At 69.7% G+C, this 12,425-nt stretch carries 10 protein-coding genes; 4 read left to right on the top strand and 6 right to left on the bottom strand.

The annotated features are described in order from the left end of the window. From D7W82_RS34490 to D7W82_RS34480, 3 genes are all read left to right on the top strand, one after another. On the top strand, nucleotides 1-508 hold a 508-nt coding region (locus tag D7W82_RS34490; RefSeq protein WP_120622371.1), incomplete at its 5' end, for a RodZ family helix-turn-helix domain-containing protein. A 77-nt stretch (nucleotides 509-585) separates the two neighbouring features. Beyond that, a complete protein-coding gene (locus D7W82_RS34485) occupies nucleotides 586-849 on the top strand; it encodes a hypothetical protein (RefSeq protein ID WP_120526362.1) in 264 nt (87 codons plus the stop codon). A gap of 11 nt (nucleotides 850-860) precedes the next feature. After that, on the top strand, nucleotides 861-1,883 hold the full coding sequence (locus D7W82_RS34480) for an RluA family pseudouridine synthase (RefSeq protein ID WP_120622370.1): 1,023 nt from the start codon (nucleotides 861-863) through the stop codon (nucleotides 1,881-1,883). Here D7W82_RS34480 and D7W82_RS34475 read toward each other — a convergent pair. Then, complete coding sequence (locus D7W82_RS34475) at nucleotides 1,864-3,174, bottom strand: HD-GYP domain-containing protein (RefSeq protein WP_120622369.1); 1,311 nt, start codon at nucleotides 3,172-3,174, stop codon at nucleotides 1,864-1,866. The genes D7W82_RS34480 and D7W82_RS34475 overlap by 20 nt on opposite strands. A 4-nt stretch (nucleotides 3,175-3,178) precedes the next feature. Beyond that, a complete protein-coding gene (locus tag D7W82_RS34470) occupies nucleotides 3,179-4,945 on the bottom strand; it encodes a HEAT repeat domain-containing protein (protein WP_120622368.1) in 1,767 nt (588 codons plus the stop codon). 199 nt (nucleotides 4,946-5,144) lie between these two features. Between D7W82_RS34470 and D7W82_RS34465 the strand changes: the two genes are divergently transcribed. Then, entirely contained in the window at nucleotides 5,145-5,477 is a 333-nt protein-coding gene (locus D7W82_RS34465) for a hypothetical protein (RefSeq protein ID WP_120622367.1), read from the top strand. Between the two features lie 47 nt (nucleotides 5,478-5,524). Here D7W82_RS34465 and D7W82_RS34460 read toward each other — a convergent pair whose 3' ends face one another. The 4 genes from D7W82_RS34460 to D7W82_RS34445 all read right to left on the bottom strand — a co-directional run bounded on the left by D7W82_RS34460 (nucleotide 5,525) and on the right by D7W82_RS34445 (nucleotide 12,373). Next, nucleotides 5,525-7,993 (bottom strand): OPT family oligopeptide transporter, encoded by a 2,469-nt coding sequence (locus D7W82_RS34460; RefSeq protein ID WP_120622366.1) that lies wholly within the window; start codon nucleotides 7,991-7,993, stop codon nucleotides 5,525-5,527. Between the two features lie 71 nt (nucleotides 7,994-8,064). Next, nucleotides 8,065-8,952 (bottom strand): RNA polymerase factor sigma-32, encoded by an 888-nt coding sequence (locus tag D7W82_RS34455; protein WP_014396039.1) that lies wholly within the window; start codon nucleotides 8,950-8,952, stop codon nucleotides 8,065-8,067. Between the two features lie 419 nt (nucleotides 8,953-9,371). Further along, nucleotides 9,372-11,441, bottom strand: coding sequence for a DUF3488 and transglutaminase-like domain-containing protein (locus D7W82_RS34450; protein WP_120622365.1), 2,070 nt, complete (start codon nucleotides 11,439-11,441; stop codon nucleotides 9,372-9,374). After that, nucleotides 11,438-12,373 (bottom strand): DUF58 domain-containing protein, encoded by a 936-nt coding sequence (locus tag D7W82_RS34445; protein WP_120622364.1) that lies wholly within the window; start codon nucleotides 12,371-12,373, stop codon nucleotides 11,438-11,440. The genes D7W82_RS34450 and D7W82_RS34445 overlap by 4 nt, the downstream gene beginning before the upstream one ends. Nucleotides 12,374-12,425: the final 52 nt, after the last annotated feature.

Genomic DNA, 12,425 nt, shown 5'->3' with positions numbered 1-12,425 from the left:
GGCCCGGCTCCCGGCCACCGGGGCCTCCCGCGCCGCTGTCCGGCCCCTGACGTCGCGCCCCATTGACTCGCGTCCTCCGCAGAACGGCCCCACGGGGCCGGGCACCGTGAAGGGCCCCACGGTCCGCAAGCTCGGGGACGCCCAGGTCCTGGCGCAGGACTCCGCCATCGCGACCGCTGAGTCCGCGCTGGCCCAGGTGGCCGCCAAGGTCCGCGAGGCCCGCCCCCGGGGCGTGGACATCCCCTCGGACGCCGAGTTCAACGGCGAGCTGCTCCGCCGCGTCCGCGAGGCCCGCGGCCTGTCCATCCAGCAGCTGGCCGACCGCACCCGCATCTCCGTGCGTCACCTGGAGAACGTGGAGGCGGACCGCTACACCGCGCTCCCCACCACCGTGTACCTGCGCGGCATCCTCATGAACCTCGCCCGGGAGCTGGGCCTGGACCCCCTGCGCGTGTCCAAGAGCTACCTCGCTCTGTTCTCCGAGAAACCCGCCAAGTCGGGCCGTTGACCGGGAGTCGGCCAGGCCCCCTCCCGTGCGACGGGAAAAGTTGACTCGCACGGGGTGGGTGCCTAAGTAGTGGCACGATGACGGAAGAGGAAAAGGTCAAGGCGATGCGACTCGCTCGCGCGATCGCCTCCGATATCTCGCTCTACAACGAGCAGAAGATCATCAAGGGCATCGAGCAGGACAACCTTTTCGAGGTCCTCAAGGAGGAACTGGAAGAGGGGCGCGCGCTCTACAAGAGCCGCGTGAGCGCGGAGATCAGCACCCAGGCGAACTTCTTCGAGCGCGCCATCAACGACATCGTGCTGCGCTCCAAGGCGCACGTGAAGTCGAAGATCTGGTAGCGCGTCCCACCGTGGCCTCACCCGACACGCGCGAGCACCGCGCCCTCCCCGAAGCCCGGGGCGAGCGCTTGGATGCGTACCTGGCCCGCGCGTTCCCGGACCTCACCCGCTCCCGCCTCCAGGGCCTCATCGCCGACGGCCACGTGCAGTCGGACGGCAAGCCCGCCAAGGCCGCGCAGCGCCTGCGCGGAGGCGAGGTGCTGGTCCTCCACGTCCCCGCGCCCGTCGCCGCCATCCCCCAGGCGGAGGCCCTGCCCGTGTCCGTGCTGCACGAGGACCGCGACCTCGTCGTCGTGGACAAGGCCGCCGGCATGGTGGTGCACCCGGGCGCGGGCCACGCGTCCGGCACGCTCGTCAACGCGCTCCTGCACCGCGTGAAGGACCTGGCCGGCGTGGGCGGCGAGCTGCGCCCCGGCATCGTCCACCGCCTGGACAAGGACACCACCGGCTGCCTCGTCGTGGCCAAGCACGAGCAGTCCCTGGTGGCGCTCCAGAAGGCCTTCAAGACGCGCGAGGTCCAGAAGACGTACCTGGCCCTGGTGCACGGCGTGCCGCCCGCGGAGGGGCGCATCGAGACGCTCTACGGCCGCCACCCCATCCACCGCCAGAAGTTCACCGGCAAGGTGAAGGAGGGCAAGCCCGCCATCACCCTGTTCCGCGTGCGCGAGGCCTTCGAAGGCGCCGCGCTGGTGGAGGTGGACCTGCTCACCGGCCGCACGCACCAGATCCGCGTCCACCTGGCGGAGGCCGGGCACCCGCTCCTGTGCGACGCGCTCTACGGCGCTGGCCGCAAGGCGAAGGGCGCGGTCGCGGAGGCTCAAGAGGCGCTGGGCCGCCAGGCGCTGCACGCGTGGCGACTGGCCTTCCAACACCCGCGCACCCACAAGGCGCTGGACCTGGAAGCCCCCCTGCCGGAGGACTTCCAGAAGGCGCTCACCGTCCTGCGCGAGGCGAGCACTCCCCCGGGGCCTCCCACGAAGGCGAAGCCCGTCACGAAGAAGCCGGCGGCGAAGGCTACAGGCCGGAAACGCTGAGCTGCTGCTGGCGGCGGGAGAGGACCTTGATGGGCTGGATGGCCATCACCCGCATGAAGACGGACAAGAGCTCCGGGTCGAACTTCTGGCGCATCTCCGTCCACATCAGCATCAGCGCCACCTCCGGGCCGTACGCGTCCCGGTAGGGCCTGCGAGAGGTGAGCGCGTCGTACGCGTCGCAGATGGCGATGATCTTCGCGTACACCCCCAGGTTCGTCTTGGGGATGATCATCTGGATGTTGCCGCGCGCGTCCCGCACCGCGGTGCCGTAGTCCGTCTTGTGCTCGAACGTCGTCACCACGCGCAGCAGCGTGGAGCGGCTGAAGCCCTTCTCCATCAGGATGTTGCGCACGCTGATGAGCGGCGCGCGGGCCACCGTCGTCTTCTCGTCCGCGGTGAGCGCCCCGCGCTTGGTGGACAGCTCCTCCGGCAGCGTCGTCATGCCCGCGTCGTGGAAGAGCGCGATGTAGCCCAGGTCGCGCAGCTGCGGCTTGGTGAGGCCCAGCTCCGCGCCGAACACGATGCACATCAGCGCCACGTTCACCTGGTGGTAGACGAGGTAGTCCTCCTCGCGCTTCTGCGTCGTCATGCCCAGGAAGTGGGTGCGCTGATCGTAGGAGATGTCCACGAAGTCCTGCACCAGGCGCAGCGCCCGCGACGAGCCGATGGGCTTCCCCGCGCGCACGGACTCCAGGTACTTCTGCAGGAAGAACACGGCACGCGCGTACACGGTCATCGCGTACTTCTTGCGGTCGACCTTCTGGTCGCCCGGCGTGTCCATGTCCTTGTTCATCTTCTCCTTCAGCTTGGAGAACTTCGCCACGCGCATGTTGAGGAGCTTGCGCCCCTGCAGGCCGTCCTCCTCCGCGGTGGAGGACTGCTCCTTGCTGAAGATCCAGACGAAGTTCTTCAGCTCCTGCGTGGTGACGGGCTTGGTCAGCGTGATGCCGCCCACGTCCTTGGCGCGCATCTCCGACAGCAGGTAGCGCTGGTTCTCGATGGAGTTCAGGTCCACCTTCACCAGCATGCCGTTGAGGTAGAACGAGTCCTTGACGCCCGTCAGCTCCAGCCGGCCTTCCTTGCCGATGATCTGGTTGATGATGTCCTGGAGCTGGTGGAGCGGCTTTTCGAAAACAGCGTTCTCCGGGTCATACATCTTCACCGAGCGCACGAGCATGTAGAGGCCCGCGAGCATGGAGCGCGACAGGTTCTGGAGCTTCTCGTTGTGCTCTCGACCGTACTCGCCCAGGTTCTCGTCCTGGGTCTGATTGATCTTCAGATTGTCGGCCATGGTGTCAGCTCGCTTCTTCCGGGAGCGCCGAGTCCCCGAACAGGGCCTTGCGCGTCTGGTACATCGCCTTGCGGGCCGCGGTGAGGACGTCCAGGGGCTGCGCCTTGTCCTCCACCACGGCCTGCAACATCTTGTAGGACTGGATGGAGCCCGCGCCGCCCAGGCCGGTGATGGCCAGCAGCTTGTCCTCCATCACCCGCCGCTTGTTGAGCAGCGACGGCTTCACCGACAGCAGCTGCTGCATCATGGACAGCGCCGCGGGCAGGTTGGTGGCCCCGATGGCCGCGTAGAAGGCGGCCTTCTCGTCGGACGTCTTCTTGTCCCAGCTGGGGTCGCGCACCTGCCGCACCAGGTCCGGGAAGGCCTTCTCGCGGTCGAACTCCGGCAACAGCTTCGCGGCCAGCATGCGCACCTGGGAGACGCTGTCGGTGAGCGCATCCAGGATGATGCGCCGGGCCTCCGCCGTGCGGCCCCGCCCGATGATCTGCATGACCTCCAGCTTCACCACCAGGTTGGGGCTCTTCATCACCTGGCCGAACATCTTGATCCGCTCCGGGTGGTTGCTCTTCTCCAGGATGTAGACCATGTCGCGCACCGTCTGCGGCCGGTCGGACAACAGGCGCGCGACGAAGGGCTCCGGCAGGTCGCGCGCGAACGTGGCCAGCACGTCGCCCAGGAGCACGCGGTTCTCCGGCAGCTCGATGGTCTCCAGCACGCTGAGCAGCGGCAGCACCGAGTCCACGCCCAGCGCCTGCAGGTAGCGCGTCACGTCCTGCGGCTGCCGCGTGCGCGTCGTCTTCAGCGACTCGCCCATTCGCGTGAGGCGCTGCTCCTCGCCCATCTTGTGGAGGAAGTTGTTGAGCAGCCGCCCCAGGTCCTCGCCGCCCTCGCGCTGGGAGAGCGCGCGCAGCTTGAGGACGATCTGGTTCACCGTGGCGAAGTCGTCCTGGAGCAGCAGCATGTCCAACAGCTGCAGGAAGATCTCCTCCAGCAGCGCCGCGTCATCCACGCCGCCTTCCACCACCTGGAACACCGCGCCCACCAGCTTCGGGAAGAGGCGCGCGTTCTCTTCTTCCGTGATTTCGCGCTGGATGCGGGCCTTCAGGTCGTCCGAGGCGTGCCGGCCGCCCACGACGAGGCCGCGGATCTGCTCCACGCCGTCCAGCTTCGCGTCCAGGTCCTCCGCGGACACGCGCGCGAAGCGCAGGAAGTCATCCGAGTTCGTCTGGAGGCGGGAGTAGAGGTAGCCCACCACCTTGTCCACCTCCACCTGGACCTCGTCCTCGTTGGCTCCCTCCATGGAGAAGCCTTCCACCACCACGTACTCCACCTGCTGCATGCCCGCGCGCCACAGCTGCGCGAGCACGTCGTCCGCGCCGCGCTCCGGCTCCGACAGCGCGATGAGCGTGAGGGTGACCAGCTCCTCCAGCGGCAGCCCCGGGCGGAAGATGAGCTGGCGGATGCCGTCGCGGAAGAACTTGTAGGGGAGCGGCGACTCTTCGGAGAAGAGCGCCTCGCCGTGCAGCATGAAGTTCTGCTGCTCCACCTTCAGCGAGAGCGGCCCGAACTTCTCCGTGTACGTGGAGATGGCCTCCAGCGCCTTGGAGAGGAACTCCGGGAAGCGCGCCTCGTTGTGGCGGTACATGCCAATCTGCTTGATGCCCTTGAGCAGGTGGAACGCGAACGTCTTCGCCAGTTCCACCTTCTCGCGGACCTCCGGCGACTGTTCCGGCTCCGCGGTCGCGTCCGTGACTTTCTGGGGCTGTGCCATGAAACCTGAAGAATCCGGAGGGGGCGGAAGGCCCCGGTGGAGGGGAGCCTCAGTGTACTCCCGTCCAGGGCCGGGTCCCAATTCGGGAACTGCCCAGAATCCAGGGGGTTGGCGTGACACCTGGGCAACATGGGGCGGACTGGCGGTGAAGCCCCGGTGTGTTACGCAAGGGGCCCCTTTGCAGTCCGGAGTCCCGACCATGAAGCGACTGGCCGCGTCCGCCCTGGTCCTGGCGTCCCTCACGGGGTGCTTCCGCATGAGCGTGCGCAGTCCGGCGCCGCGCGACGGTGCACCGGAGTCCCAGACGGGCGTGAGCCTGGTGGAGGGGCTGACGACGTCCAACGTGGCCGCGGCGGAGTGCCGGCATGGCCTGTCCCGGGTGGACGTGTACTGGCCGTGGTGGAGCCCGTTCGTCTACGCCTTCACCTTCGGCATCGTGACGCCGCTGCGCGCGGAGTACGTGTGCGCGAAGGGGGCGGCGGACGCTGCCGGCGGCGACACGGACGTGCCGCCGTCGGTGCCCGGACTCTGACAAGGAGCCTCCCCGCCAGCACGAGGCGGGGAGGGTGCTTCAAGCCGTCAGTGCGACGGCGGCGGGGACTCCGCGCCGCTCTTGCCCTTGAGGGCCGAGCGGAACAGCACCGCGGTGAGGACGGTGAAGAAGGCCAGGCCCCAGAGGTTGGACCACGTCGGGTGCGCCAGCTCGCTCTCGCCCACGGCGTTGAGGAAGGCGCCCACCGCGCCCTCATGCCCGAAGAGGGCGGGCAGGTTGATGGCGCGCGTCCAGGCCCCGTCGCTGGCGATTTCAAGGAAGGCAATCAGCACGCCCGCGATGGAGCCGCCCGCGATGTAGCCGGAGGACATCAGCGTGCCGGGGGAGAACTCGGACTCCGCCGCGCTGCCGCCGCGCAGCTTGTCCACGAAGTGGCGCACCATGCCTCCCACGAAGATGGGGGCGCTGCTGCTGATGGGCAGGTACACGCCCACCGCGAAGGGCAGCGAGGACACGCCGCACAGCTCCAGCATCAGCGCGATGAAGACGCCCAGCAGCACCAGGTCCCACGGCAGCCGCTGCGTGAGGATGCCGTCGATGATGAGCGCGAACAGCTGCGCCTTGGGCGCGGAGTAGCGGGTGAGCGTCTGGCCCTCGTACTCGCTGATGCGGCCACCGATGCCCGGGTCCACCACGTACTGGATGGTGCCCTGGTCATCCACCAGGTAGCGGCCCGCGGGCACGGGCGTGTCCGCGCCGCGCACGAAGCCTTCCTTGTAGACGCGGTCCGGACCGGCGGTGATGGCGCCCGCGTCCGACAGCTTCAGCGACGGGCCGTTGGCCGGCGCCAGCGTGAGGCCGGACAGCTGCTCGGGCGGCACCGGGCGCCAGCTGCGCAGCTCCAGCCCGCCGTCCACTGGCGCCGCGTCCAGGCGCTCCGCCCACAGCGAGCGCTTGAGCTTTTCAGGCGTCATGCCGCGCTGGGTGAGCGCGTCCTGGGACACCGCCCAGCGCCAGGTGTGCTGGGTGCGCGTCTCCTGCGTCAGCTCCGTCACCTGCACGCCCGGGTGCGCTTCCGGGATGACCGCGGTGGCGCCCTGGTTGAGCAGCACCAGCACCAGGCCGATGAACATGGCGCTGGTGAGCACGCCCACGAAGAGGGCGATCTGCTGCTTCTTGGGCGTGCCGCCCACGAGGAACGCCGTCTTCAGGTCCTGCGCGGTGGTGCCGCCGTTGGACGCGGCGATGCCCACGATGGCCGCCGTGGTGAGCGCCATGAAGCGGTCCGGCGAGGACGTCCAGCCGAACAGCAGGTACACGAGGCAGGTGACGAGCAGCGTGGCCACCACCATGCCGGAGATGGGGTTGGACGACGAGCCGATCTCACCGGTGATGCGCGCGCTCACCGTCACGAAGAAGAAGCCGAAGATGACGATGAGGATGGCGGAGATGAAGTTCACGTGCAGCGGCGGCGCCAGCCAGATGGCCAGGATCAGCAGCGCGCTGCCCACCAGCACCACCGTGATGGGCAGGTCCTGATCCGTGCGCAGCACCGTGGGCAGGGCGCCCTGCGTGCGCGACTGGCGCAGCGTCTCCACGCTGCGCTTGAAGGCGCCCACGATGGTGGGCAGGGAGCGGATGAGGCTGATGAGGCCGCCCGTCGCCACCGCGCCCGCGCCGATGTAGAGCACGTACGCATTGCGGATCTGATCCGGCGACATGTCCTTGATCAGCATCCCGTTGTGCACCAGCAGCGGCGTCTCCATGCCGCTGCCGAAGAAGGAGATCATCGGGATGAGGATGAGGTAGCTGAGCACGCCGCCGGCGAAGGTGATGCCCGCCACGCGAGGCCCGATGATGTAGCCCACGCCCAGCAGCTCCGGGGACACCTCCGTGGAGAGCGTCGCGGCCTTGAGCCCCTTGATGGGCGTGCCGATGGCCTCCTTGAAGAGCTTCATCCCGGAGTAGGCGAACTTGTAGACGCCGCCGATGATGAAACCCAGGATGACCGTGCGCGCGTTGGTGCCGCCCTGCTCGCCCACGATGAGCACGTCCGCGCTGGCGGTGCCCTCCGGGTAGGTGAGCTTGCCGTGCTCCTGGACGATGAGGCCCTGGCGCAGCGGGATCATCATCAGCACGCCCAGCACGCCGCCCAGCGCGGCGGTGAGGAACGCGTGCGTGAGGCTGATGTCGTAGCCCAGGATGAGCAGCGCGGGCAGCGCCGCCGCCACGCCGAACGCGAGCGACTCACCCGCGGAGCCCGTCGTCTGGACGATGGTGTTCTCCAGGATGCTGGAGCGCCCCAGGGCCCGGAAGATGGCGATGGAGAGCACCGCCACCGGGATGGACGCGGACACCGTGAGGCCGACCTTGATGGCCAGGTACACGGACGACGCCGCGAACACGATGCCCAGCACCGACCCGAGCACCAGACCGCGGATCGTCAGCTCCGCGGGCGACTGCTCGGGGGGGACGTAGGGCTTATGCGGGGCGGAACCATGCGCCTCCGCGAGGGGAACGCGATCATCGACGACCGGCGGGGAACCGTGGGACAAGCAGGCACTCCTGACAGGAAATCAGGGGGCCCGTTGTAGCAGGGTCTCCGCCGGGGCGCGAAAACAGCCCCTCAGCCCTGGGCGGCGAGCGTCTCCGGATCCACCTCCGCCATCAGGGCGGCCAGCTCCGACTTGAGCTTGTCCTTGGCGCGGATCTCCAGCTGGCGCGCGCGCTCGCGGGAGAAGCCGAAGTGCTCACCCAGCTCCTTGAGCGTCATGGGGCGCTCGTTCATCACGCGCTGCTCGATGATGAAGCGCTCGCGCGGGTCCAGGCGCATGAGGGCGGTGCGCACGCGGTTGTTGATGAGGCCCGCCTCCTCCTTGTCCGCGAATTCGTCGTCCTGGGGCGCCGCGGCGCTCACCACGAAGTCCACGTGGCTGTTGCCGCCGTCCTCGCCCATGGGCGCGTCCAGGGACAGGTCCCGGCCGCCCATGCGCTGCTCCATCTCCCGCACCTCACCGGGCTTCACATGGAGCTTGCGGGCAATCTCATCCACGTTCACCACGGCCTCGCCGCTGCCCAGCTTCTCCAGCTCACGGCGCGTGCGGGCCAGACTGAAGAACAGCTTGCGCTGCGCCTGCGTGGTCCCAAGCTTCACCAGGGACCAGCTCTTCAGGATGTAGTTCTGGATGTACGCGCGGATCCACCACACCGCGTACGAGATGAGGCGGATGCCCTTGTCCGGGTCGAACTTCTGCACCGCCTTCATCAGGCCGATATTCCCCTCCTGGATGAGGTCCGACATCTTGATGCCGTAGGAGCGGTACTCGTAGGAGACCTTCACCACGAAGCGCAGGTTGCTCGTCACCAGGCGGTGGCCGGCGGCCAGGTCACCCTTGATGAACCGGCGCGCCAGCTCCTGCTCCTCCTCCACCTTCAGGAGCGAGTACTGGTTGATCTCCGAGAGATACATCGCGAGGGAGCCAGAATTGGACGACTGCTCGGTCGATGCCTGCATGGATGGATTCTCCAAATCGGGCCTCCTGCCGCGGCGGAGGCGCTTGAAAGGTGCTCAGGGTTCAAGTCCTACAACTTGACGTGTCTGCCCTGAGCAACCGGGATGCCAACCAGGGTTGGATGTATTCGCGTGTGTCTCCGAGGGGTTGCAGGACGCAGGTGGGCGTCTGTTGGCAACGGTCTGTAACCGTTACCCGTGGCCGGTAGGAAATCCGCGGGTCTGCGAGGGGAAAAACTGCACGGCGCACGGCCCTCGAGCGCACGTCGCCATGACGTGCGCGAATGGGGTTTCGCTGAATCGCTTAATGGCGCCGCGTGGCGAGGGTGGAGACATTTCTCCACCTCGGCCGGGCGTTCCTGGGGAGGGCGGGCGACCGGCGACGGAAGCCCGCTTCCGTCCGGAGGGCACTTCTCTTCCGCTCAGGAGGCGCGGGCGGTAGGGCCCGCCTGTCCGGCCGGCTTCGCGGAGCGGCGGGCGGCCTCGGCGTCCAATGCACGGCGCAAGGTGGTGAGCAGGTGCTCCGCCTCTCCCTCGCGCAGGGCACGGCCGCCGAAGCGGGCCTCCAGGTAGCGGCGGGTGAGGGGCGTCAGCGCCAGCGCCAGCGGATGGCCTTCCCGCGCCAGGCGCGTGGTCAGGTCCTCCAGCGTCTCGTGTTCGGAGCGCGGCACGTGGGCCTTCTGGAGCACCGCGTCCACCCGGTCGAGGAAGCGCGTGGCCTCCAGCACCGGGGCGCGGCCCGTCCAGCGGGAGACGAAGCGGCCCGCGCGCCAGACGACGAAGGCCACGACGGCGGCCGTCACCCACGCGCGCGGCGGGGGCAGGCGGCTGGGGCCCTGGTTCGCGGGGGCGCCGGCCGGACGGCGCGGCGGGCGGACCAGGGAACTCGCCAGCTCGAACTGGTCGCGGAAGGAGTAGTCGACGACGGAGTTGCGCCAGCGCGCCTCCACCGCTTCATAGAAGGCGAGCAGCTGCTCCAGCAGCACGGAGCCCTGGCTCGGGCGGTTCGACGGCGGCGTCGCGTCCACGGTGACGAAGCCGCGCCCCGGGACGAGCACGTGCGTCCAGGCGTGCGCGTCGCCCGCGCGCAACAGGTAGCCGCCGTCCATGCGCGCGCCGCCGTAGAAGCCCGTGGCGAGCCGCGCCCCGATTCCCTGCGTGCGCAGCATCAGCGTGAGCGCGGTGGCGAAGTGCTCGCAGTGGCCCGCCTTGCGCACGAAGAGGAACTCCGCCAGCGGATCCTCCGGCGTGCCTGCCTGCTCCAGCGTGTACGCGTAGTCCCGCTGCAGGAAGGCGGCGAGCTTGCGCGCCGCGGCCAGCGGCTCCTTCTCGCCCTGGAGCACCCGCGCCGCGAGCTGGGCGACGCGCGCATCCAGCTGATCAGGCAGCGCCAGGAGCTGGTCGCGCTCCGCCTGGACCAGGGCGGGGGACATGCCCGCCTTGGCATCCGGCGGCAGGCTGTAGGCCTCGTAGGTGTATGAGGGCGCGGTGACGGTGAAGCGCACCTCGCTCCCGCCCTGGAGCTGCACCGGGCTGTACCGGGAGCCGGTGGGCGTGTGGGCCCTGGCGTTGCCCAGGCGCGAGGGCATCTCCAGGGCAATCAGCGTGCGGGCGCCGTACGCGGGCAGCAGCTCGATGCGCTGGTGGAGGAGCGTGTCGCTGGCGGGGCGCAGGGTGATCTGCCGCTCTGTCTGCTGCGCGCCGACGACGTTCGTCCACTCCATGCCGTCGAAGGTGTCGTAGGTGCGGCCCACCCAGTAGGCGTCCAGCGCATCGCGGCCTGGATCCGGCGTGAGCGTGGCGCGCAGCACCACGCGCGGGTTGCCCTTGATGGTGCCCGCGCCGCCCAGCCGCACGGTGTTGGAGTAGCCCGCGCTGCTCACCGCGCCAAAGCCCGGCGCCGAACGCGGCCCCACCATGGCCCAGTTGAGGCGGGGGAAGAGGACGAAGAAGGCCACCGCGCCGGCCACCGCGAACATCACGCCCGTGGACAGCGGCCGCAGCACCGCGCGCACCGGCACGGGCTCGCCGTCTGGCACCGCCGCCTCCACCACGCCCAGCGCCAGCGACAGGCTGGCCAGCACCCCGAAGGCGATGAGGAACAGCGCGTACGACATGTCGCCCGACAGCGCCGCGCCACCGGCCACCATCAAGAGCCCCGTCAGGTGCGTCTGGCCCTCCGCCGAGGCGTCAGGCGTGGACAGCATCCGCTGCGCGGCGATGAGGCTCGCGAAGGCGCACGCGGCCACCACCGCGTTCATCGCGCCGGCCGTCAGCTGGAGGCCCAGCAGCACCGCCGCGACCAGCAGCCCCAGCGCGGACAGGCGGGAGAAGCGCGCGACGAGCCGCACGTTGCACAGCGCCAGCACCAGCGCCCCGATGAAGACGCCCAGCACCCACACGGGGAGCTGGCCGGACACGGCCATCGCGCCAAAGGCGGAGCCCACCGCCAGGTCGCGCAGGATGAGCCGCAGCCTCAAGGGGCGCTTCACGCCGCCTCCCGGGAGTCCGTCCCTGCGTCCGCGCCCTCGAAGCCCACCCACGCGAGCGCCTGGAGGATGCGCCGCTCCTGCGAAGCCCCCGCGGCCGGCCGCAGCGCGCGCTCCGGCAGCTGGAGGCCGACCTCATGCCCCGCGTCCAGGAGCTGGTGCGCCTGGGCGGCGACCTCCTCACAGCGGCGCTCCAGCGCGTCGCCCGTGAGGCCCGTCTCCAGCGCGAGCTTCCAGACGCGGCGCTCCTCGCGCTCGCGCTCCACCTTCAGCAGGCGCCCCGCCGCGGCGCTCTTCAGCCAGTGGATGCGGCGCGCGTCCTCGTTCACGGCGAGCTCGCGCAGGCCCGCCACGTCGCCGGTGCCGTCCAGGTGGCGCGGGCTGCCCGCCTCGCCCCGGGGGCCCTTCTGCGCGGGCCCCGGTTCCTTGCAGGCGTAGCCGCGGCGCGGATACACGAGCAGCGTTCCCTCCAGGGAGAACACGCGCGTCTTGGCGAACAGGCCCAGCGGCCACGTGGTGGTGACGCGCACGCCGGACAGGCGCACGGGGCCCCGGTGCGGCGCGGCCAGGTCCGCCCGGACGATGTGCTCCTGGCCCGCGGGCAGGTGCCCCAGCTTCCCGGTGCCGGTGAGCGGGGAGAGGTCCTCGGAGAAGGTCAGCGCGAAGCCGTGCCCCTGCTTGCGCGACACCGCCCAGCGGTACGCGAAGGGCTCGCGCGCGAAGGCCGCGTCCGCGCCCACCCGGCGCACCGTCAGGTCGCGCAGGCAGCGCTCGGACAGCACGCCGGACACCACCACCATGCTGAGCAGCAGGCCCAGCAGCAGGTAGAGCAGGTTGTTGCCCGTGTTGAGCGCGCCCAGCCCCACGCCGAACGTCACCACCAGGTACGTGCGGCCCGTCTTCGTCACCGACAGCGTGCGCGGTGGACGGAGCAGGGCGCGCTCAACACGGGCAACAACCTGCTCTACCTGCTGCTGGGCCTGCTGC

The sequence above is a fragment of the Corallococcus sp. CA049B genome, from assembly GCF_003611685.1.
GTDB classification, from domain to species: Bacteria; Myxococcota; Myxococcia; order Myxococcales; family Myxococcaceae; genus Corallococcus; species Corallococcus coralloides.
This window is presented reverse-complemented; position numbering and strand designations above follow the sequence as displayed.